Consider the following 23,892-nt stretch of genomic DNA (forward strand, 5'->3'; position numbering starts at 1 on the left):
ATGCTTTACCTTAATTGTAACATACTCTTTTGTGATACATTTAGCGCTAAATCGGTGCTTACTTAGTAAACAATTTCATTGGTAAGTTAGTTTTTAAATCTGGTGATTAATATTTTATTTACAACCATTAACAAATTTAAACATTTATAGATAGCTTGTTGTGTAACAATGCACATATACAAACTTACACTTCATATAATTGTTAGGTATATCCCCAATTAAACAATTATTTACAGCCTAATTAAGTGGTTTAAAGGAGCTAACATGCTTAAAAAATGCATTACCACAACGGCTTTAATTTTAGCATTATGCGCTTGCACGTCAGAAACAGAGTCGGATTTAGTAAAAACACAAGGTATTTGGGCAGGTTTTGAACTAGTTTCTGACGGTAACCGCACGCGTGTTAACGCAGAACTAAATGCAGGCGATGTTAATGGCTCTAACATTGTTTTAAGCGATAGCGACTCATTACAAGCTGTTGTTAATAGCACTGCTATTGTACTTACAAAAGATACCGACTTTTTAGACGTTGATTACCAAGCATACATAAATGCCACTGACGATAACCAACAGTTTGATATAAAATTTAAACGGGACGATGGCATAAATGCTAATTCGAGCGTGGAGTTGCCTTTAAATTTTATTATTTTAACCCCGAGTAACAATCAAAATTTTGATATTAATAGTCCCCTTACAGTTCAGCTAGATGGCACTGATCCTAATAGTACTAGCCAAGTAGAACTTAGCAGTAGCTGCACTAACAATAATAATGAAACACTTTTACAATCAACGCTTTTTGCGCTTAACACTTCGCGCCTTGAAATAAATCTGCAAAGTTTAGATATGTTTAGCAGCTCGCAAGTAGATCAAGGTAAAACGTGTGATTTAACAATTAGTGTGAAACGCGATCGATTCGGTAGTATTTCGGGTGAATACGCAAACCAAAGCTATATTAAATCCCAGCAATCGCGCGCTATAAAAAATATGACTTTAACGTTTTAATTTGCACGCTAATTTACTCAGCGTTAAGCTACGCCTTTATTAAGTAACTCTACCAATTGTAATTGCCCTCCTTATTTATAGGAAAGCTAATAACAATTGATATAAAGGTTTATTATGACTAACAGCACATACCCTATTGGCACACCTGGCAAAAAATGGAATGACAACGATAAAGCCCAGTGGTTAGCACGCCAAAACATTAAACGCAGTTACCAAAACGAAGTCGTAACGCTAATTAATGACCTTAAGAGCACCTTAGATATAGAGCAATACGGCGAGCTTAATTACACCGCTGGCACTTACCCATTATATATATTAAAAACGCCTAACTTTAATGCTAATAAACCAACTGTTTTAATCACCGGTGGTGTACATGGCTACGAAACCAGTGGCGTACATGGCGCACTTAGGTTTGCTAAGACATCGGCTATGCAATATTGCGAACAGTTTAATATTATTGTTGCACCCTGCATTAGCCCTTGGGGATATGAGACTATAAACCGCTGGAACCCAGATGCTATTGATCCTAATCGCTCATTTTACGAGGGAAGCCCAGCTCAAGAATCAGCCGCTATTATGGCGTTTGTAAAATCATTAGGTACTGACTTAATCGCTCATATTGATTTACACGAAACAACAGATAGTGATAACAGTGAATTTAGACCCGCACTCGCTGCGCGTGAAGGCACTACAAATACTAACTGGAACATACCTGACGGGTTTTATTTAGTTGCAGATACCAAAAAGCCTGAGCCGGAGTTTCAAAAAGTCATTATAGAAAGCGTTGCAAAGGTAACTCATATTGCACCGAGCGATGAAAATAACCAGCTAATAGGCGTACCTCAAGAGCAATTTGGCGTGATTAACTATGCAGCACGCGATTTAGGTTTATGTATGGGCTTTACTGATGCACCCTATGTAACCACTACCGAAGTGTACCCAGATAGCCCAACTGCCACCGATGAAGAATGTATTTTGGCACAAGTAGCCGTTATAACGAGCGCGCTAAATTACATTACAACCTCTACAAAAGATTAACCACTGTTCAAGAGCGGGTACTCATTAAATTAAGTACTCGCCCCAACCAAGAAACAATCCGATAACAAAAAACAACCCAAAAGAACTGGTTTTATTGAATTTAAAGGTATAAGGTTAGCCTTCCCTCAAATTCAAGGAGTATACATTGGGGTTTAAAAACAAATATGGACAGGTAAGCCTCTATACTGAAAATAACGTTGTTATCGCTCACTTTTCGGGATACATCTCCTCAGGGCTTCTTCGTGCGTTTAAAATTGAACTATGCGAAAAAATAAAGTTACTCAAAAATCAGCCTTGGGCCTATATTAGTGATTCTTTTGATGTTTTGGCTGCAACGCCTGAGGCAGAAAAAGAAATGATAGATATTAGCCATTTAATGAAAGCAAACAACTGCCTAAGTAGCGCGTTTGTACTCACATCAGCTATCGCTATAAATCAAATGAAGCGCATTTTAGAGTGTGCAAAAAGAAACGTTAATTTTAGTGAGTGCATATTTACCGATTTAGATAGCGCTAAACAGTTTATTTCTCACAACTTAAAAAGTAAGCAAGGCCAACTGATATAAAATAATTGACCTTGCTTTATCAATCTTAGTTTTTGTAAAACTGACTATCTTTGGTTATTGTAATGCTGGCGTTTTCTTGCGCTGTTACAATAAATTGTAACTTACTCACTTTACGCTCAATATCGTAACCATCGGCTGTTATAGTAACGGGGACTCTTTTCATCGCACCCGGTTGTACAAGCGTAGATCTCGGACTTGAGAGCGTTGCCCCTGGTAAACCCTCTATGGCAATACTGTAATGCAGTGCTTGCTGCGTTTTATTAATAATAGTAAGTGTATAAGGGTTTTCTACAAGGCCCTCGTAGTTCACTCTATAAAGCGCATTCCTATCGCGTAGTACTGAGGCTTCTATTGGTGTACGTTGCAGCATCCATGCAAACATAGAAATGATTAACAAAGCCGTTAATGCGCCGTATCCTACTAGTTTTAACCTAAATGGATTGGTTTTTTTACCTTCCATTTGTTTTTCACTCGCGTATTTAATTAAGCCTTTTTCGTAACCAAATTTCTCCATGGTATCGTCGCAGGCATCAATACATAAGCCACAGTTTATACATTCATATTGCAATCCATTTCGAATGTCTATTCCTGCAGGGCATACCTCTACACATAAGTTACAGTCTACACAGTCACCTAAGTTAAGCTCTTTTGGATCAGCTTTGCGTTTACGTGGTCCTCGGCTTTCACCACGCTCGCTATCATATGTAACAAGCAACGTATCTTTATCAAACATAACAGCCTGAAAACGAGAATACGGGCAAGCAATAGTGCACATTTTTTCGCGTAAAAACCCTGCATTGCCATAAGTACAAAAAGCGAATAAAAACACCCAAAAGCTCGTTATACCTGACCACTCAAACGTAAGCATTTCCATATACAAACTTTTTGCCGGAATAAAATATGCCATAAACGAGGTGGCGGTTAAAACTGAAATAATAATCCACGCACTGTGCTTAGTTATTTTTTTGCGCCAAGTGCTTAGCGTCCACTGTGATTTATCTAATTTAATTCGCTGATTTCGAGTGCCTTCTATGCGTTGCTCTACCCACGAAAACATGAGCATCCATATAGTTTGCGGGCACGTATAACCACACCAAACCCGACCAAGCCAGTTAGTTACAAAAAATAATGCAAAAGCCCCCACCATAAATAGCAGGGCTAAAATCATAAAATCTTGAGGAAGGAGTGTTAAACCAAAAATAGTAAAGGTTTGCGTTGCCACATCTAGCAGCACAGCTTGTTGTCCGTTATCTTGGATCCACGGTACTGCTATAAAAGTTAGCATTAACAGCCAACCTAAATTACGGCGTATGCGCTGAAAAAATCCTTTTTGCTCGCGGATATAAATTGGCCCTTCGGTGTTATAGGGCTTAATGATCATGTCTTCTTCTTTAATATCAAACTTCATAGTACTTGCTTCATAATGACGGGTATTATGCAAGCATTTGCAACTTTCAGACCAAGCTGAAACTTTATTTACATCATTGATACTAAACAGTTTATTTCAACGCAGTAAAATAAAATTCGCGATATTAAACGCGCTTCGCGATATATCACGAATTTTTAGCAATCCCTAACTTTCGCATTTTTGAGCGTAGTGTACTCTCAGGTAAGCCCAATTTAACTGCTCCCCCTTTATCACCCGATATTTGCCAGTGCGATAACACAAGAACAGAGGTTATATGCTGCTTTTGCGCTTCATCAAGCGTAAGTGAAGGGTTAATAACTACTTCACCACCCGCTTGCAAAGGCTGACTTAGCTGTAGTACAACCTGATTAGATAAAATAGCTTCGCGTTCAAGTACATTTTGCAGCTCTCTAATATTGCCTGGCCAATTGTAGGCTTGCAGCTGCGTAATTGCTTTTTTACTTAGCCCTTTTAAGTGTTTACCCAGTCGTTTATTTATCTGCGCAATTAAATTAGCGCATAAATAAGGAATATCCTCTTTTCGATCTTTAAGGGCGGGTACTTTTATAGGAAATACATTAAGCCGATAATACAAATCAATTCTAAACGTGCCTTTTTGTACCATTTCCCACAGGTCGCGGTTAGTCGCTGCAATCACTCTAATATTTACTTTTAGCGTATTGCTGCCACCCACACGTTCAAACTCTTGTTCTTGCAGGACTCTCAGTAATTTACTTTGCGCCTCAAGTGGAAGCTCTGCTATTTCATCTAAAAACAAGGTGCCTTTATCAGCAAGTTCAAAACGCCCTTTACGGCGTTCATTTGCACCTGTAAACGCGCCTTTTTCATGTCCAAAAAGTTCCGACTCTAGCAAACTTGGGGTAAATGCGGCGCAATTTACTTTTATAAAGGCTTGTTCGCTACGCTTGCTTAGTCGATACAAATTACGAGCAACTAATTCTTTACCCGTGCCATTTTCGCCAAGTATAAGCACTGTGCTGTCGGTTTCACTTACCAGTTTTATTTGATCTAACATGGTTTGAAATACATGGCTTTGTCCAACTAGCCCTGAGTCTTGCCAATCTTCGTTAAGTTCTGCAATTAAGTAGTTGTTTTCATCTTTTAGCTGCTCACTTAAATGCTTTACTTGCTCAAGTGCCTCTTGCAGTGCATTTTGTGTTTGCTGTTGCAGTGATATGTCGCGAAATACCGCTACAGCACCAATTAACTCATCATTTTGATAAACAGGTGTTGAGGTGTATTCCACTGCAAATGAGCTACCGTCTTTACGCCAAAAAACTTCATTTTTAACTTCACGACGTTTTCCGTCAAACATGGTGCAATATATTTGGCATTCATCAGCGGGATAAGGTGTGCCATCAGCATGAGTATGGTGATGATATTGATGTATTTTTTTACCTAATAGTTCATCAGCACACCAACCCGTCATACGTTCAGCTGCAGGATTAACAAACACCGCATTACCCGACAGGTCAAAACCGTATATGCCCTCACCTACTGCGTTTAGCAATAATTTAGGATCGTTTAAAAATTGTTTTATCATAAATGTACCTCGCGAAATATCGCGAGCATTATGGCAACTTTATACATTAAGTGCACTCATTACTTAAAATGCACTCACGTGCTCATTAAAACGCTATAAATAGTGCTGAAATAGCGTTTTTACATCTATTTTTGCACCTAGCCTTGCGGCTATTAAGTAAAGTCCTGCAAGTTTTCGGTGAATAAATAGCGCATCAACGGGCGGTGTATGCCATTGCTGAGATTGCCCACTAAGAGCAAGCCCTGCATTTTTAATTTTGAGCGCTAGTTCGCTATTTTTAAAATCAAATTTCCCTTCTGCTCTCAGTGGCTCGCACGCCATTAAGAATAAATCAATGACGTTGTTTTTATACTCATCAACTAAGTCATTTTTAAAATAACCAATGTGTGAAGCCGCTCTAAGTACACCTTCTCTGTTGTTTTCACTACCCGCTTTAAATAAAGCTAAATAAGCGCGGCTAAGCTCGGTTGATATTTCTCGCGTTGCACCAAAATCAAATAAAACAATTTTTTGTGTATCAAGCTGATAATGAAAGTTGGCAAAGTTAGGGTCGGTTTGAATTAATTTAAATTCAAACATTTCTTTAAAAAACAAATCAATAAGTTGCTCTGCAACAAAGCTTTTTTGACTATCAGGTAGCTCTGTAATGCTCTCAATGGGCTCTGCTTTTATATATTCCATAGTAAGTACTTGTTGTGTGCTGTGCTCTGGATATACGCTAGGCACTTTAAAGTGGGTATTGCTTGCTAGTGCATTTTTATAACGTATTAAGTACTGAGCTTCCCGCTTATAATCAGCCTCGGCTAATAACTGCGCCTTAGCCTCACCAATAAGTGGTTTAATATTAAGATCTTTTGGCAATAATCGAGAAATCGTTAATAAAGAAATAACGTTATCGACATCACTTACTACACTTTTTGCAATACCAGGGTATTGAATTTTAACAGCAAGCTGATCGCCATTTTCTTTATAAGCTAAATGAACTTGCCCTATAGAAGCCGCTGCAAAAGGCCTTAACTCAATATGAGAAAAACGCGCTAGCCACTCATCCCCCCATTGCTCTTTTAACACTTCAACAAGCTGCTTATGAGGCATTGGATTCGCGTCTGAGCGCAGTAAAGCAAGTAACTGAGCCAATTCAGGACTAAGTAAATCACCGGCATCCATTGAAAGTAATTGCCCGAGCTTCATTGCAGCGCCACGTAAATGAGATAGCTGTGTGGCTAGTTTTTCAATGTTTTTAGGTTGTAGTAGTAAGCTTTTATTGTCCCAACCTTTACCGGTTAGCGCGCTCTTAGCGCCATCAACTAACATATTGGTAGCAACACCTGTGGCGAGTGAGCCTAATTTTGCAAAGCGAGAAAGCCGAGAAGTGGGAACAGTACGAGGAGCCGCCATAATATTAAAACCTAATTAGCCTGAAAGTCAGGCTAATTAATACGTATATTGTAAGTAGGTAGATCTACTTACAGACGAGGTACTAGCTTAATTGCACCTTCAACCACTTTCATATCAAGTGGAAGTTTACTGAGTAGCATCATTTTAGGGTCGTCCATATTTAATGTATAAACAGGGTTAACCGCTAAAAAAGCATTAATCACATCCATTGCTTGGCTATCAAGTGCACCTAAATTACCTTTAAAACCACCGGCATCAACACTCGAATCAAGTAATTTAATATTGCGTAAGAACACCGCTTTTTTCTCACTGTCGTAAAATGGGCTACCTTCAATTTGTAGCTTTAAACGCACTGGGTATTTAAGTGCGAATGCATTAATTTCAGCGCTTGAATCGGCACCAAGAACAACAACATCGCGGTTATCAGGCCCAATATTTACACTTAAGTCGTTTACATCAAACTGAACTGGCAAACCCATTAAGCTTACTTTTTCACTTAACTTTGGTAATTGCTTACCCAGTACAGACTCAACCTCAGAGTTAGTAAATGAATATACTGATATGCCTTGCGTGGTATTACAGGCAGTTAAAAATAACGCTGCAATAATAACTAAAATTCTCATGAGAACCCTTTTGTTTATAAATTAGTGATACATAAAAAAGCCGCTATTAAAGCGGCTTATTAAAATAGTAACCAGCATATATTACGCTAGTTCTAGGGCGTGTTGACCTTTGTTGATTGAAATTTGTTCAATCTAGGGTCGATTTAATCGCGGCGTGAGGTTTGTAACCTAGCGGGCTAAGTCAAAACCGAGCAACAAAGAGTTAATCGTCCCTAGAAAGAACCCAAAGGGCAGCGCATGTTTGGCATTTATGCTGCGTTATCGCCTATTTATGGGGAATAACCACACTACATAGACTCTGCCTTGCCTAAATACCAAACAGTCTGCTGCAAATTCAACCACGAAAGGTCAACACGCCCTAGTGTATTAAGCTGCAAGTGTCGCTTTAAGTCGCGTTAGTGTGTCAGGTTCAACTGAACCAGCACTGAGCGCTAATAACTGTTTTAAATAATAGTTTAAATCAGCATGTTCGCCACGATGTTTGTCATCTAACATGGCTACTTGTTCTGCCATTCTAAGTGACTTATCGGTTGAACTTACGTTCGCTAGTATTTCCATGCGAGTAATAAGTTGCTCTTTACTTAATGTTGTTTTAAGCGGTGCTTGATACTGACTTGGTAACGCTTCATTGTTTTCAAGTGCTGTAATTAACGCATCTAGATTAGCTTGCTCTGATTTGCTTGTAAGCAATGCAAGTTTATCGTCAATAGCTGCTAGTAGCTTAGTAACTTTTGGCGCTAACGATCTAAATTGCGTGTACCCTTTCACTTTTGTTTCTAGGTCGTGCAACTGTGCTCTTTGATTTACATCGCTAAGTGCTGCTTCAAGCTCAGCAAGTTCTGCAACTGCTTGTTTATCTGACTCATTTTGATCAAGTTTTTGCTGCTCAAATTCACTACTACGTTTAGTAAATGTTTCATCGTTAAATTGACGAAATTTTTGCCATAACGCATTTTCAGCTTTTAAACCTGCAAAACCAATTGTTTGCCATTGCTGCTGCATTTGCTTCAACTCTTGGCACGCAGCGGCTAAATCATCGCTTTGTGATAATTGCTGCGCTTTTTCTACTAATTCATTTTTAAGTACGGCATTACTTTTATGAAATGCGTTTAATAAAGCCAGTACTTGTTGTTGCTCGCTTTTATAACGATCGTTTAGTGTACGGTATGTTTTAGGATCAACTTTACCTACACTGCGCCACGCTTTGTTTAAACGATTGTATTGGCTTTCATATTGCTTCCAATCAAAGTCATCCTCAGCCGTAGGCTGTAAATGAAGCGCGTGCATGTCGCTAATAATACTTTCGCGTTGTGCTTTTGAGGCCTCGCGTTGTACTTCTTGCTCTGCAAAGTAACTACGACAAGGTGCAAATAACAGCTCGATTTTTTCATCAAACTGCACGCCTTGTTGCTTTTCTTCATCTGTATCTAAACGACCTAACTCATTCCAACGCTTGCGTAGCACTTTTACTTGCTCTGCGCGTTGTTGTGGGTCAGTACACTCTTCACTTACTAATGCACTTACTTCTTCTAATAAAGCTTCACGCTTTGGTGCTGCAGCGTATTTTTGCCAATCTTTAGCATCTGCAAGTTGCGCTTCAAGTTCCGCTTTTATATTTACAAGCGGCTGTTGATATTGCTCAGTGAGTGTATTAAATAACTCTTCAAACCCTTTAAATACGCCAAAGGCAACATTAAAACGACCTTCTTCAATTAGGCGTTTAACATCACGAGCTTTGCGTTTTGCTTGGCTTTGGTTTTTTTCAAGTGGCTTAACTAGCTCACTCATTGGTGCTAAAAATTGCTTTTTATGCGTATTTAACTGTGTTTTAAAAGTACTTTGCAGTGCACCATCTAAAATATTTAAATGACTACGCGCTGCTTTAAAACCATTATTAAATTCAGTTAGAGTTGCATCGTATTGCGCTAAATCTTCTGCTGGCTTAATTTCGCATAATGCTGCAAAAGCGAGTTTGTACTCTTTAATAGCCGTTGTTAGCTCAGGTAATTTAGCAACTTGAGTAAATAGTTTTTCTAACTTGCTTACAGCCAGTTTAGATTGCGTATTATTAGCAAGTTCTATTTCGCTAATAGCTTGCTTAGCTTGCGCTACTTTTGCATCAAGCCAATCTTGTTGAATTTGCTCTGGTGTTTCAAGGCCTAGCTGTAAGGCGTTTTCTATTTCTTCACTTAACGCTTCAACAGTTGCAAGCGCTAGCAATTGGCGCTGTTGTAGCGCTAATTTTTGCTGCTCTTTGTCGTGTATCGCTTTTAGCTGTTCAATGTGTGCATCTAACTTAGTGGTAATCGAAATATATTTTTCGTCAAGAAGCTTAACACGCTCATCACTTAGCCATTTGAGCTCAAGTGCTTGCCACTGGGCCATTAATTCGCCGGCTTGTGGATTTACAACACCAAAATCTGTTTTTTCACGTAAAGCATTTAACTTAGCTAAAATAACACGTGTTGCACTTTCAACCTGCAGTGGCATTTCTATTGCTAAACGCTCATTTTCAATATGCGTTTCAAGTGCTGCTTTTGCACCATCCTTTGCATGCTTTACTAATGGCTTAATTAATTGATGGGTAATAACAAGTTCAACTAATTGAGTTTGTAGCTCTTCGCTACCTTCTTTAAATGCTTTTTCTACTAGTTTTGGATTTGCTAAACGTTTTAATAATTTAACGCGTACTTGCAGTTCTTTTTCTGCAAACGCTAACTTTTCGAGTGTTTTAACGGGTGCAAAACGCTCTATGTATTCGTTTTTAATTTGCGGTGTTAGTGCACTCTCGCTATTTAAAACAGCATTAGATATTTGAAGCTCTGCTATATCTTTTAATGCTTGATCTTGTTTATACGCTTTCCACCAAAGTGGTAACTCGTTTACTTTTTGTAGTGCTTTGCGGCGTATTTCAGCTGAGCTGTCTTCAAGTGCTAACGTGTTTAATATGGTTGCATCACGTTCAATGTCTAATTTTTCGATAGCATCAAGACGTACTTGTTGCTTAGGGTGTTTCCATTTCGGTGTAAAAAGGTGCTTAAAGATCATGTTCACTAAACCTAGCTATTTCGTTGTCTGATTTAAATTCTTTTTGTAGTTGAGCTTTTGTCTTTTGGATCATTTCACCATTAGCACCAATCGTAAATTGCTCGTTTGATTGAGCCACTTTTGCTTGATACAACATAACCAACTGCACTGTTTGTTGCTTTTGCTCGTCTGATAAAACGGTACCGTCTGGCCATTTGCCAGTTGATGCACCGTATTGTAAGCGTTCGAATAATTCGGGAGTAATATTTTGTACAAGATTGTCGATATTCATGTCATTTTTTCTTTTTTAGAGTCACTAAAACAATTCGGTTTATAAGATACCAAATACACCCTACGCCAATAGCCGCAGTATAAGCATACCACTGAAGCGTTTTTTCTTGCGGTTGTAAAAAGTACAAACAGAAAAAACCACCTAAAAATAAGATAAGCGCCAAAAAGGAGTGATTTATAAACATCTGCTTTTTTTTAATTCGCTGTTCGCGCTGAAGTTGCAAAACTTGCTCGTCGTTTAGCTCTGCAATGTTGCTTTCGCAATGCGGACATTGCTTATGTTTATCTGAAATTGATTTTGCACATTTTGGGCAACGAATAATCGCCATACTTCTCTCCATACTACGCATAAAAAAAGCGCCTTTCGGCGCCTTTATTGTACTTGTTTTATTTCTCGTTGTCTTTTTTGAATTCAAACCAATAACTAATTTTGGGGCGATAATTTTCTAAGTTGCCCACTAAGTTTAATTACTCTGCGTCTTTTGACTGCTTCTCTAAGCGTTTTTCCCAGAACGTGGCGTTTTTAATGCCTAATTTAACTGGATCAAATATGATCTTTCCGCCTTTTTTCTTCTGTTCTTCATAATCGCTCAAACATAACAAAGCAGGCTTAGCTACGAAGAAAATAGCTAAAATACCTAGTATGTTGATCCAGGCCATTAAGCCAACGCCAATATCACCAATAGTCCAAATATAACCTGAATTGTTTACCATGCCGTATGCAACCATAAACATAATCACAAACTTCACGATAACAAGCGGAATACTGCCTTTAAAATAACGATTTAAATAAGCAATATTAGTCTCTGCAATAAAGTAATAAGCAAGTATTGTGGTAAAAGCAAAGAAGAACAATGCGATGCCAACAAATGCCTGCCCAAAACTACCAAATACACTAAATAGAGCCATTTGCGTAAAGGCTGCTGAACCCACTTCAGTGGCTGCATCAACATTTTGAACAATAAATTGCCCTGCTGGTAACTCACCCACAATGTTGTATTGCTGCGTTATTAAAATCATTAATGCTGTTGCAGTACACACAAAGATGGTATCAACGTAAACAGAGAAAGCTTGTACTAACCCCTGTTGAGCAGGGTGATCAACTTCTGCAGCGGCTGCTGCATGAGGCCCAGTACCTTGGCCTGCTTCGTTAGAATATATACCGCGTTTAACGCCCCAACCAATAGCAGCACCAAAACCGGCCTGCGCAGTAAACGCATCACTAATAATTAAATAAAATATATCACCCACTTTATCTAAATTTAAAAATACTACGATTAGTGCCAATACTATGTAACCAAGCGCCATAAATGGCACTACTATTTGCGTAAAGTTCGCAATACGCTTTATTCCGCCGAAAATAATAAACGCCAAAACAATAAGGATAATTGCCAAAGCGACCAATTTAAAGCTACCTACGTCACCAAAGCTAGTAGAAACCATATTGCCATCGCCAAACACTTGAGTAAACGCATTACCTACCGCATTTGCTTGTACGCCTGGCAGAAAAACACCACATGCAATAATTGCCGAAACAGCAAATAAAACAGCTAGCCATTTTTGCCCTAAACAACGGTCAAAATAATACGCTGGGCCGCCACGATATTGCCCGTTTTCTTCTGTTTTATAAATTTGACCTAAAGTAGATTCTGCATATGCGGTACTTGCACCTAGAAAAGCAACAACCCACATCCAAAAAATAGCACCTGGTCCACCAAAACCGATAGCTGCTGCAACACCTGCAATATTACCTACGCCTACTCGTCCAGACAACGATACTGCAAGGGCTTGAAAAGATGAAATACCTTTATCAGACGTGTTTGGACTAAATAATAACTTACACATTTCTTTAAAATGTCTAACTTGAGCAAATCGAGTTAATACTGAATAAAACAAGCCTGCGCCTAGGCATAAATAGATGAGTGCATTACTCCAAACAACATCATTAACAGCGCTTACAAAAGCTTCCATGGATATCCTCTATAGTTATATTTATTATTTTTAATTACGAGACTCTGCTTTAGCTACTACGCAACATAAGTTTCACGAAATAAGGTTTTACCTCTCCCGTCCCGACTCATTATTTAATTAATCTTAACTTAAGTACCCCAACTTTGTTAACACTTAATTTTCAAAATATCTAATTACGTAGCTATTGCAAGGCACTGCATCAGCAGTATTTAAAGGAAAGTAGATTGATTTGTACCGATACGGTGATGATACGCGGCGAAGAAACGTTAAAAACGTTTTGGAATGAAGTTGCTATATGATTATTATTTTTTGTAAAAGGGGTTTTACTAAAAGCAAAAAGGGCATCAAAACTATTGATACCCTTCAAATAAACGTTTTATCTTAAATTATCAACAACATTAACAATTGCCGCTAACGTATCTTGACCAAATTGATACGAACGACGGTCTGACCAGCCATAGTCTGGATCAGGTAAATCGTTGTTGTCTTTAAATGGCATTTCAATTGTGTACGTTAATGCTTTGAATTCTTCAGCAGTAGCTGATGAACCTACCGTAAGGTTAGCTTGGCCGGGCTCATCTTTTGGATAGCCATGCTCATCTTGAAACTCTGGAGTAATAGTTAAAAGCGCAGCTTTAAAGCTATCTTCAAGGCCTTTAAGACGAGCATCGTAACTTGGAATGCCTTCGCTGCCTGCCACAAAGTTATACGGAATAGCTTCATCGCCGTGTATATCTAAGTGCATATCTAAGCCAGCTTCGCGCATTTTATTTAGTACTAGGTAAACCTCAGGGCTATTTTCCATGCTTGGTGTCTGCCATTCACGGTTTAAGTTAACGCCTTTAGCATTAGTACGGAGATGTCCGCGTGCGCTGCCATCTGGATTCATATTTGGCACAACGTAAAACACTGCTTTTGATAGAAGCGCAGCTGCATGTGGGTCTTCGTCATCAAGAAGTTTGTGCAGTAGACCTTCAACATACCACTGCGCCATTGTTTCACCTGGATGTTGACGTGCTGTGATCCAGATATTTTTCTTATCTTCACTTGGCTCACCAATTTTAAGCACACTCATATCGCGGCCATCGAGTGTTTCACCAAGTGTTATTAATTGGCAAGCACCTTGGCTTTGTGCCCAAGATAATAAATCTAAATGGCGGTCGTAACTGTATGGCGCAAAGTAAGCAAAATACACGCTGCCGCACTCTGGTTCAATTTCAAAACTTAATGTGCCATTTTCATAGCTTGATGGTACACGAAACCATGTTTGGCGGTCATATGATGCAACGGCTTGATACCCTTCCCAACCATCTGGGTAAGCTGATTTATCAAGCTCATTAATATTTAACTTATGCAATTGGTAAGGCGTTGTTTCAAGACGAAAGTGAAACCACTGATAAAATTCAGACTGGTGATCTTTATTAATTTCTAATTGAATATTTAAAGGATCGGTGGCTTCAATAACTTTGATATTACCACTGTCGAAATTGCTGCTGATTTTCATGAAAAAACCTTTAGGTTGAATAAGTTTATCTGCTTATTAATTCACAGAACTGACATTATTTTGTAAATAGTAAAACGAATGTGCATTTTCTTAATTAAAGCCTATCACAAGGCACACGCTTTAAAAATAATACACGACCAAAAAAGCCAGCAATATGCTGGCTTTTAAGTCACTGCAAATAAATTAGCGAGGTAAGCTTGGGAATGACACTTCGGCCATATCGCGCATACAACGAACTACTTGGCAGCTGTAACCAAACTCATTGTCGTACCATACATATAAAACAATACGGTTATCTTCAACAATCGTTGCTTGTGAATCAACAACACCTGCGTAACGGCTACCGACTAAATCGGTAGAAACAATTTCCGTTGATGCTGTGTAATCAATTTGGTCACGTAAGTCTGAATGAAGTGCAGTATCGCGTAAAAATGCGTTTAGCTCTTCAACTGATGTGCTTGTTGCTAAGTTAAGGTTCAAAATAGCTAGCGACACATTAGGTGTAGGTACGCGGATTGCGTTACCTGTTAATTTGCCTTCAAGCTCTGGTAATGCTTTTGAAACCGCTTTTGCAGCCCCTGTCTCAGTAATTACCATGTTAAGTGCTGCGGCACGGCCACGGCGCTCTGCTTTGTGGTAGTTATCAATAAGGTTTTGATCGTTCGTGTACGAGTGTACAGTTTCAACATGGCCATTATTAATACCAAACTTATCGTTTAGTGCTTTAAGCGTTGGTGTAATTGCATTGGTTGTACAGCTTGCTGCACAAACAATTTTATCTTCGGGTAAAATATCTTTGTTATTAACACCATATACGATGTTTTTGATATTACCTTTTGCAGGAGCTGTTAATAATACTTTTGCAGCGCCCTTACACTCTAGATGCTGGCCAAGGCCCGCTTCGTCTTTCCAAATACCGGTGTTATCAACAATTAATGCATTGTCGATACCGTATTGAGTGTAATCAATTTCGCTAGGAGAGTTAGCGTAAATAACCTGAATGTAGCTACCGTTGGCTTTAATTGCGTTACGTTCTTTATCAATAGTGATTGAGCCATTGAATGGACCGTGAATTGAATCACGACGCAGTAAGCTTGCACGCTTTTCAAGATCACCCTCTTTACCGCCACGCACAACAATAGCGCGCAAACGTAAATCTGAATATGGACCTGATTTTTCAATTAATAAACGCGCTAGTAAACGACCAATACGACCAAAACCATACAATACAACATCGCGTGGTTCTTTCGCTGGTAAGTCAGCTATTTCTGCAAGTTCATCTTTTACAAATTCTTCTACTGAGCGGCCTTTTGCAGCTTCAGTGAACAAATAACTATATGCAAGCTTACCAATATCAATACGTGCAGAGTTTAATTCCATTTTGCTGATAGCTTCTAAAAATGGGAAGCTTTCACGCAAACGTAATTTAGTGCCTTCAAACTGAGCAACGGTTTTGTGAGATTTGATAATATCGATAGTACTGGCATTTACGAGAGGACGGCCATATACAGCGATTTCGATACCACGATTACGGTAAAGTTTACCAATGATTGGTTGCATGCTTTCTGCGTAATCTTGGCGCTCTTGCCAACTATTTGTGTATTCTAACTCGTGAGATGAGGTCATTTTATTTACCTAAGTTTATCATTTTGAACGGATAGCCTTTAAAAATGCACTATATTTTGAGAGTAATGCACTTCAGGCTGGGCTATTCTAATTTAATCTGAAGTTATTCTCTACTGTTAGGCATTAAATGATTGCGTTAGAATAACAAGGTAGATATTCATTTGGGGTTAAGGGATGCTTAAAAAAGCAAGTGTACTATTGGGTTTGCTAACGTTGACAGGGTGTGAAGAGCCCTTGACACTCGCACAAGTGTGCAAAGAAACACCTGGCTTTTGTAGCGACTTAAACAAAGACAGCCACTGCAAGGATGAGCGTTCTGATGTAATTATCAAACGTTACATAGAATACAAAGACCCTACTGATGAAAATAAATACCAATTACTCAAAGACTTTGAATCCTATAACCAATGTATAACTGTGGCTGCCAAAATTGAACATATTAAGTTAAAAGCTAAAAAAACGTCACGTATTGACGGTCAATTAACGAGCATTAAAGAAATGACTCGCTTATATCAAGATACCCAAAATACGAACCATCCAGGTTTGCTCTACTACCAATGGTCACGAAATAATAACCAAAACGCACTGACTAAATTATTGGCGATAGAAAATGACAAAAGTGTAACGCAAAGTGCCGAAATGCAATTTTTTTTAGCATCGTACTATATTAAGTTCGACGATGAAAAAACCATTGATTTGCTTTATAAAACTTTAGAGCTCAATAAAAAAGACAACGTACCGAATCCTGAAGTGTATACATCACTTATTAGTCTTTTTTATAAACATGATAAATTTAAGCATGCATATATATTTTCTAAAGTAGCGCAAATGTCGGGGATTGAAAATATTGACGTGTTTGAAATTGAGCAGCAATTAATAACGAGTGGTAAAAGCTTAGACAGCCTAGATGTACTTGCAGAGCAAACATTTCAGCAAATAATGGCAGGTGATTTTGTATCTCCTCGAGAGTTTTAATTTATAATCGCAAAAATAACCTAATACCAATCTGCTTATATATGGGGTCTATTTAACGTTAAGGAAATTACGCTAGAACTAGGCAAAAATTTTTGTATCTAGTTGTTCTAAATAAAACATTTTTAACGACGTTATAGTGCAATTTAATTCGTTAAATTGATCAAAGATTTATGCAGGTTGGTATAATTTAATAACTAGGTTATTCAGGCAAATAAAAAGGCAGCTTACGCTGCCTTTTTTTATTTTGCTTTGCTTGTGCCCACTTCTACGCGGGTTTTAAGCTTTTGACCTGGTCGAAAAGTCACCACGCGACGTGCCGAAATAGGAATATCTTCGCCTGTTTTCGGGTTGCGGCCTGGTCTTTCTTTTTTGTCTCGAAGATCAAAGTTACCAAATCCAGAGAGCTTAACCTGCTCGCCTTTTTCTAGCGCTGAGCGGATTTCTTCAAAAAACGCTTCAACTAAATCTTTGGCATCTTTTTTATTGATCCCGAGCTTTTCAAATAGGTGTTCAGCTATGTCGGCTTTAGTAAGCGCCATATCTAGTCCCTCAACGATGCATTAAACTGTTCGGCCAATTCGGCCACCACGTTATCAACTACTAGATTGATATCTTTCTCTTCGAGTGTTCTATCAACCGCTTGCAGTGTTAGAGCAATCGCCAAACTCTTATAATTTGGCTCAATACCTTTGCCCTTATACACATCGAATAAGTTTAGGTCAACCAATTGATTTCCGCCAACTTTTTCGATCACGCTTAAAATGTCGCCAGATTTAACGCTGTCTGCCACTAAAATCGCGATGTCGCGGCGATTTGAAGGGAATTTAGACACCCCTTCTGCTTGCGGTAAATTTCTTTTTTCTATTGCTGACATTTCAATTTCAAAAACAAAAGTTGCGTTGTTGATATCTAACGACTTTTGAGCTTGAGGATGTAAAGCACCAAAAAAACCAACCTTTTTGCCATCAACATATATTACAGCTGATTGACCAGGGTGAAGTCCATCTGACTGCTCGGCTTTAATTTCAAAGCGAGTAACGTCATTAGTAATTGCAAGTAAGGCTTCAACATCACCTTTTAGGTCGTAAAAATCAACGTTACGTTTTTCTTCAACCCAATGTTCACCATTTACAAGACCCGTAATAACGCCGCCAATAACCGGTACTTGGTAAACACCATTTTCTGCACTTTCGTCGCTTATAAATTTAAGACCATGTTCGAATAAACGAATGCGAGGCTGTTGGCGATTTTGGTTATACGCTACAGACGCTAATAAACCCGGCATTAAACTTACACGCATCGCTGACATTTCAATTGAAATAGGGTGCGGTAATACCATTGCTTTACACTCTGGGTGTAAAATAGCTTGTGCTTTAGGGTCTACAAAGCTGTATGTAATTGCTTCTTGGTAACCACGAGTCACTAACGTATTACGGAACTTGCTAAGTGCAATCGTTGCTTCGTTATGTGTCGTCATTTTAAGTTTTGCAGTTGGTGCAACATTTGGAATGCTGTTGTAACCGTAAACACGTGCTACTTCTTCAATTAAATCTTCTTCGATGCGAATATCAAAACGGTAGCTTGGTACGTCCGCACTCCAGCTTTCATTTTCTACTTTAACATCAAGACCTAAACGCGTAAGAATATCTGTTACTTTAGCATCTTCAATATGATGACCAATAACACGGTCTAAACGTGCACGACGAAGACGTACTTCAGTCACTTTTGGTAGTTTGTCAGCCGCAACAGCTTCAACTACAGGGCCTGCTTGACCACCTACAATCTCAAGAAGAAGTGCTGTTGCACGTTCCATTGCATCATGTTGTAGAGCAAAATCAACACCGCGTTCATAACGGTGTGAAGCATCAGTGTGTAAACCGTAGCTACGTGCTTGCCCTGCAATTGCTACAGGATTAAAAAATGCGCTTTCAAGTAATATATCAGATGTTTTATCTGTAACACCTGATTGCTCACCACCAAAAATACCTGCAATTGCAAGTGCTTTGTTATGATCGGCTATCACAAGTGTTGTGTCGTTTAATTTAGCGGTGTTACCGTCTAATAAAACAAGTTCTTCGCCTGCGTTTGCACCACGTACTTTAATACCACCTTCAATCGCATTTAAATCAAACGCGTGCATTGGGTGACCAAGTTCAAGTAATACATAGTTAGTCACATCAACAACCGGATCGATTGAACGTACGCCACTGCGACGTAGCTTTTCAACCATCCAAAGCGGTGTTTCTGCATCAAGGTTAATGCCCTTTATTACACGACCAAGGTAACGAGGACATGCACCTTCATTAACTAGCTCAATTGATACTTTGTCATCAATTGTTGGAGTAACAGCTGGAATATCTAATACGTTTACGTCAATACTATTTAAAACACCTACTTCGCGTGCTAGACCTTTTATACCTAAGCAGTCACCACGGTTTGGTGTTAAATCAACATCTATAATATTATCATCAAGACCTAGGTAATCACGTAAATCAGTGCCTACTGGTGCATCGCTTGGCAATTCCATAATGCCGTCGCCTTCTTCGCTAATACCTAGCTCAACAAAAGCACATAGCATTCCGTTTGAAGGTTGGCCGCGTAGTTTGGCTTTTTTAATTTTAAAGTCACCAGGCAGTACAGCGCCCACAGTTGCAACAGCAACTTTAATACCTAAACGACAATTTGGTGCACCACACACGATATCAAGTAGCTCATCGCCACCTACGTTAATTTTGGTAACACGCAGTTTATCTGCATCAGGGTGTTGCCCACATTCAACAACTTCACCTACAACTACGCCATTAAATTTGGCAGCAGCAGGCTCAACGCCATCAACTTCTAGACCAGCCATTGAAAGCTGTTCCGAAAGAGCTTGCGTATCAATAGCAGGATTAACCCACTCTCTTAACCACTTTTCACTAAATTTCATTTTATTGTTTCACTCTTAACGGAACTGGTTCAGGAATTTTAAGTCATTTTCGAAAAATGCACGCAAATCGTTTACGCCATAGCGCAGCATAGTTAAACGCTCTACACCCATACCAAAAGCAAAGCCGGTGTATTTTTCTGGGTCAATGCCCACAGACTTAAGTACATTTGGATGTACCATGCCACAGCCTAGTACTTCTAACCACTTACCGTCTTTACCCATAACATCTACTTCAGCCGAAGGTTCTGTAAACGGGAAGAATGAAGGACGGAAACGAATTTCCATATCTTCTTCAAAAAAGTTACGTAAAAAATCATGCAAAATACCTTTTAGCTCAGTAAAGCTAACATCGGTATCAACCATTAAACCTTCAACCTGATGGAACATAGGTGTATGTGTTTGGTCGTAATCGTTACGGTATACGCGTCCAGGTGAAATAATGCGCAGTGGTGGCTGCTCAGTTTCCATAGTACGAATTTGCACGCCACTTGTTTGTGTACGTAGTACTAATTTAGGATTGAAATAAAAGGTATCATGATCAGCACGTGCTGGATGGTGCTCTGGAATATTTAGCGCATCAAAGTTATGAAAATCGTCTTCGATTTCTGGACCAGATTTAACTTCAAAACCTAACTCACCAAAAAAGCTTTCTATGCGCTCAATAGTGCGCGTAACTGGGTGTAAACCGCCAGTAGGCATAACACGCCCTGGTAGAGTTACATCTATAGTTTCAGCAGCTAGTTTTTCTTCAAGTGCTTTACTTGCTAGCAATTCACGCTTTTCGTTGATAGCAGCTTGTACATCTTGTTTAGCTTGGTTTATAACTTGGCCTGCTTCTTTACGTTCTTCAGGTGCTATTTTACCTAACGTTTTAAGTAAGCTAGTGATTTCGCCTTTTTTACCAAGGTAATTAACCCTGATATCTTCTAACTGCGCTATTTCACTGGCACTGGCTACCGCCTCAAGTGCTTGCGCTAATATATTTTCTAAGTTCATTCGATACCTGATCTTTCACAGAAGGTGATTGCTTAAGAGCGTGTTGGCCTTTCAAGATTGCTTTACAACAGCGTGGTTGGTTATTAAATAAGGTTAAGCATTGGACTGTAGTTTCCTACATAAGTGATGCAATAACGCTAAATAAAGACCAAACACATGCAGTTTGAAGTGTTTATCTCGGAGGCTACGTTCTTTGTTGTTCGGGTTTCGCATATAAATACTACGCTAAAGCCCTCACGACACGATTAAAGCACTCTTAAGTTAAACAAATTCCAATCAGGAAAGGTAAACACGCTCTGATAATAGCTTATGATAACTGAAAGAAGGGTCTAGATTCTAGACCTACTACAGCTTTAACGTTGATTTTATAAAAGGAATAGTTAATTTTCGCTGTGCTGCCATAGATGCATGATCTAATTTGTCGAGTACATCTAATAAAGCACGCATATCACGGCTTAAACGGGTTAGTAAAAAGCGTGCACACTCATCACTTAATTCAAGGCCGCGCATATGAGCGCGCTTAACAAGTGCTTGTGCTTTATCGTCGTCACTCATAGAACGAATTTGAAAGGTTGTTCCCCACGTTAAGCGAGACTCTAAGTCAGGCAGCGAGATATTAAGCATGCTAGGAAGTAAATCGGCAGTTACTACTAACATTTTTCCGGGTTCGTTAAACCGGTTAAAAAAGTTAAATAGTGCTTTTTCCCATGCATCATTGCCTGCAACTAAATGCACGTCATCAATACATAGAACATCAAGTGCTTCTAAACCGTCTAATACCATAGGTCCAAAGTCAATTACTTCGCGCATAGACAGCAGCATATTAGATAGGCCACGCTCTTGTGCTTTAATGCAGGTTGCATACAAAAGGTGAGACTTACCCGAATCACCTAACCCACATAAATAAGTATACTGAAACTTTTTAGCTAACTTCGAAAAGCTATCTTTTAAATGGTTAACCTCTAACGAATCTTCCCCACCAAAGTACGATGCAAATGTTTCGTCATCCGGCAAGGTAACCGGTAATGCCATTTGCATCGGCTCAGAAGTTAGCATTATGGCGTTATCCATTGATACTCTAAGCTATTTTTATCAACAACATGATAAAAAGCGCGTGGATCCTCATAATCTTTAAATGAGGAGTCTAACCCTAGCCCTTTTTTAAGATCACTTAGATTACCAGTGTGGTTTAGTTTAAATTCTACAAATTCTGGTGTTTTACGAACAATTTTAACTTGCGTAACAACGCTTAAGTTCAATAATCTTTGTTTTGCTAATTCAACATCAACAAAACTTTGCGTGCCTTTTAAAGTTAAGGTAGCCGCCGCTTGTTCATAATAAGCATTTGGATCAATAGCGTACTCGCTTGCAAGGCCTCGAGCTAAGGTATCAATCATTTGGCTCACTATTTGCTGCTTATCGCCCGTTAATCTATTTGAATCAAATTGATCATCATTAGTAAAACGCCAATCTAAAATCCAATTTTCGCTATCTGCTTCTTTATACATTCTTGCTGTAATACTTCGCTCAGCACTGTAGCGTCTAGAGGCCTCTTCTACTGGTTCAGAAAAGTTACCCCATACCTCAGGAATACCTACTAAACGTCTATCTTGTAAATCAAGTAATGGCACAACGACAGGCAGACCACGGCGTCCTGCTTTGTCATAAATTAACTGCTCTAATTGCGGGTAACTTTCTTGTGTTACTAATTCTCTGCGCCAATTGTCTTCAATACCTAACCATATTGCGACTAACGGGCGTTGTACTCCCCATAAAGGTAAGTTTAACTCTTTGATTAACGCATTGATCTTTCGAGCTTCAAATTTAACAACAAGTTTCAATTGTCCATTTGCTCTCTCGTCATATTCAAACTTAAGCATATAATCAGAAATATCTTTAGTGCGTTGCTGTGCTAATTTATTTTGATCCGCAGTTTCATCACCGCTTACTTTCACTAAAACATTGAGCAAAGCTTTACGACTCGCAGCTAATCGAGTGTCTCGTGTTTTGTCATCCACTTTTAAAATATCTTGATATAGATCAGTTACTTCAACTGCCGACGCAGAAAAACAAAATAAAATGGATATGGCGCTAATTAATAATCTATACACAGGCTGTTAGTTCTTGGTTTTAAACTGATTTGATCCTAAATCAAAGACAGTAACAAAGCAAAATTAAATTTGTTATCTAAGGAAATGAAAGTAATTAGCTTTTATAGAAAGTAAAAAAGATTAAATATGAATAAGATAGTTAAGTGAGTAGTACGCTATTCACCTACATTTAACTTTACTACACTTTTCAAAACGCGAACCTTTCGGGTTTAGTTAGATCATGAAGGTATTTAATGTAAGTACTTGATGATGTTATGGTTTAGATTGTTCGTTATTGGCTAGCATTTAACCTTTCTTCTGGCGTAAAAAAAGCCCGACTCTTTCGATTAGGACTCTCTATAACTTGAAGTCGGTGCGCTACGCAGTAGAATATCGTAATGCCCACAACGGTGGAAAGTCACGTAGCAAATGCTACTTTATTGGCCGACTGAGATATTGAGGGGTTTTGTTGTGATTCTAGCGTCGGGAGTCGCTGCGCTCGTCCGACCTACGTGATGTGTGTTGATGTGAGTGTGTTAATTGTGCGTATTTCACTTTTCTGCAGACGTAAAAAAGCCCGAATCGTTAGATTCGGGCTTTCTACAATTTGAAGCCTGATAATGTCGTAGTGCCCACAGCGGTAGAGAGTCACATAGCAAATACTACACTATCTTTGTGTCGGGGCGGCCTTCCGCGGGGCTCGCCTTCGAGCTGTTTTGTTTCACTACTGAGCTCGGCATGGGCTCTTGGCTATTTACTAAATCCCAGACAGCAAAAAACCCGTCACATTGCTGTAACGGGTTTCTTTAATTTGAAGCCTGGTAATGTCCTACTTTCACATAGCAAATGCTACACTATCATCGGCGCTGTTTCGTTTCACTACTG

19 protein-coding genes are annotated in these 23,892 nt (G+C 39.0%); 4 read left to right on the forward strand and 15 right to left on the reverse strand.

Features of this window, described 5'->3' with window-relative positions; genetic code table 11:
- Window positions 1-264 precede the first annotated feature (264 nt).
- From AAEY62_RS16680 to AAEY62_RS16690, 3 genes are all read left to right on the forward strand, one after another.
- Window positions 265-1,002, forward strand: coding sequence for a hypothetical protein (locus tag AAEY62_RS16680; protein WP_350635425.1), 738 nt, complete (start codon window positions 265-267; stop codon window positions 1,000-1,002).
- 114 nt (window positions 1,003-1,116) lie between these two features.
- Window positions 1,117-2,040, forward strand: a complete 924-nt coding sequence (locus AAEY62_RS16685) for a M14 family metallopeptidase (protein WP_350635427.1) — start codon at window positions 1,117-1,119, stop codon at window positions 2,038-2,040.
- Between the two features lie 145 nt (window positions 2,041-2,185).
- Window positions 2,186-2,605, forward strand: a complete 420-nt coding sequence (locus AAEY62_RS16690) for a hypothetical protein (protein ID WP_350635429.1) — start codon at window positions 2,186-2,188, stop codon at window positions 2,603-2,605.
- A 25-nt stretch (window positions 2,606-2,630) separates the two neighbouring features.
- Here AAEY62_RS16690 and ccoG read toward each other — a convergent pair whose 3' ends face one another.
- The 10 genes from ccoG to AAEY62_RS16740 all read right to left on the reverse strand — a co-directional run bounded on the left by ccoG (window position 2,631) and on the right by AAEY62_RS16740 (window position 16,017).
- Window positions 2,631-4,013 (reverse strand): cytochrome c oxidase accessory protein CcoG, encoded by a 1,383-nt coding sequence (gene ccoG, locus AAEY62_RS16695; protein WP_350635431.1) that lies wholly within the window; start codon window positions 4,011-4,013, stop codon window positions 2,631-2,633.
- 145 nt (window positions 4,014-4,158) lie between these two features.
- Window positions 4,159-5,577, reverse strand: a complete 1,419-nt coding sequence (locus AAEY62_RS16700) for a sigma-54 interaction domain-containing protein (RefSeq protein ID WP_350635433.1) — start codon at window positions 5,575-5,577, stop codon at window positions 4,159-4,161.
- Between the two features lie 93 nt (window positions 5,578-5,670).
- Window positions 5,671-6,975 (reverse strand): ABC1 kinase family protein, encoded by a 1,305-nt coding sequence (locus tag AAEY62_RS16705; RefSeq protein ID WP_350635435.1) that lies wholly within the window; start codon window positions 6,973-6,975, stop codon window positions 5,671-5,673.
- A 68-nt stretch (window positions 6,976-7,043) separates the two neighbouring features.
- A complete protein-coding gene (locus AAEY62_RS16710; protein WP_002960677.1) occupies window positions 7,044-7,598 on the reverse strand; it encodes a YceB family lipoprotein in 555 nt (184 codons plus the stop codon).
- 366 nt (window positions 7,599-7,964) lie between these two features.
- Window positions 7,965-10,646: a DUF349 domain-containing protein gene (locus AAEY62_RS16715; RefSeq protein WP_350635437.1), complete on the reverse strand. Its 2,682-nt coding sequence runs from the start codon at window positions 10,644-10,646 to the stop codon at window positions 7,965-7,967.
- Window positions 10,636-10,917, reverse strand: coding sequence for a YeaC family protein (locus AAEY62_RS16720; protein ID WP_007378333.1), 282 nt, complete (start codon window positions 10,915-10,917; stop codon window positions 10,636-10,638). The genes AAEY62_RS16715 and AAEY62_RS16720 overlap by 11 nt, the downstream gene beginning before the upstream one ends.
- A gap of 1 nt (window position 10,918) precedes the next feature.
- The gene (locus tag AAEY62_RS16725; RefSeq protein ID WP_007580349.1) at window positions 10,919-11,245 is read right to left on the reverse strand and encodes a hypothetical protein; all 327 of its coding nucleotides are present in this window, start codon (window positions 11,243-11,245) and stop codon (window positions 10,919-10,921) included.
- A 139-nt stretch (window positions 11,246-11,384) separates the two neighbouring features.
- Window positions 11,385-12,887 (reverse strand): alanine/glycine:cation symporter family protein, encoded by a 1,503-nt coding sequence (locus AAEY62_RS16730; protein ID WP_010554016.1) that lies wholly within the window; start codon window positions 12,885-12,887, stop codon window positions 11,385-11,387.
- A 376-nt stretch (window positions 12,888-13,263) separates the two neighbouring features.
- On the reverse strand, window positions 13,264-14,391 hold the full coding sequence (locus AAEY62_RS16735; RefSeq protein WP_010554015.1) for a M14 family metallopeptidase: 1,128 nt from the start codon (window positions 14,389-14,391) through the stop codon (window positions 13,264-13,266).
- A gap of 183 nt (window positions 14,392-14,574) precedes the next feature.
- Window positions 14,575-16,017: a glyceraldehyde-3-phosphate dehydrogenase gene (locus tag AAEY62_RS16740; RefSeq protein ID WP_010554014.1), complete on the reverse strand. Its 1,443-nt coding sequence runs from the start codon at window positions 16,015-16,017 to the stop codon at window positions 14,575-14,577.
- Between the two features lie 174 nt (window positions 16,018-16,191).
- Here AAEY62_RS16740 and AAEY62_RS16745 point away from each other — a divergent pair, with 174 nt between their 5' ends.
- Window positions 16,192-16,992, forward strand: a complete 801-nt coding sequence (locus AAEY62_RS16745; protein ID WP_024590545.1) for a DUF2989 domain-containing protein — start codon at window positions 16,192-16,194, stop codon at window positions 16,990-16,992.
- A 239-nt stretch (window positions 16,993-17,231) separates the two neighbouring features.
- Here AAEY62_RS16745 and ihfA read toward each other — a convergent pair whose 3' ends face one another.
- The 5 genes from ihfA to AAEY62_RS16770 all read right to left on the reverse strand — a co-directional run bounded on the left by ihfA (window position 17,232) and on the right by AAEY62_RS16770 (window position 23,028).
- On the reverse strand, window positions 17,232-17,531 hold the full coding sequence (gene ihfA, locus AAEY62_RS16750; protein ID WP_002960690.1) for an integration host factor subunit alpha: 300 nt from the start codon (window positions 17,529-17,531) through the stop codon (window positions 17,232-17,234).
- Between the two features lie 2 nt (window positions 17,532-17,533).
- Window positions 17,534-19,921, reverse strand: coding sequence for a phenylalanine--tRNA ligase subunit beta (pheT, locus tag AAEY62_RS16755; RefSeq protein WP_350635439.1), 2,388 nt, complete (start codon window positions 19,919-19,921; stop codon window positions 17,534-17,536).
- Between the two features lie 15 nt (window positions 19,922-19,936).
- Window positions 19,937-20,917 (reverse strand): phenylalanine--tRNA ligase subunit alpha, encoded by a 981-nt coding sequence (gene pheS, locus AAEY62_RS16760; protein ID WP_002960692.1) that lies wholly within the window; start codon window positions 20,915-20,917, stop codon window positions 19,937-19,939.
- Window positions 20,918-21,262: 345 nt separating this feature from the next.
- On the reverse strand, window positions 21,263-21,973 hold the full coding sequence (gene hda, locus AAEY62_RS16765) for a DnaA regulatory inactivator Hda (RefSeq protein ID WP_007580342.1): 711 nt from the start codon (window positions 21,971-21,973) through the stop codon (window positions 21,263-21,265).
- Window positions 21,973-23,028, reverse strand: coding sequence for a DUF2066 domain-containing protein (locus AAEY62_RS16770; RefSeq protein WP_010554011.1), 1,056 nt, complete (start codon window positions 23,026-23,028; stop codon window positions 21,973-21,975). Before AAEY62_RS16770 ends, hda begins: the two co-directional genes overlap by 1 nt.
- Between the last annotated feature and the right edge of the window lie 864 nt (window positions 23,029-23,892).

Origin of the sequence: Pseudoalteromonas sp. GW168-MNA-CIBAN-0100 (assembly GCF_040309225.1) — a bacterium.
In the GTDB taxonomy this organism is placed as follows: Bacteria; Pseudomonadota; Gammaproteobacteria; order Enterobacterales; family Alteromonadaceae; genus Pseudoalteromonas; species Pseudoalteromonas arctica.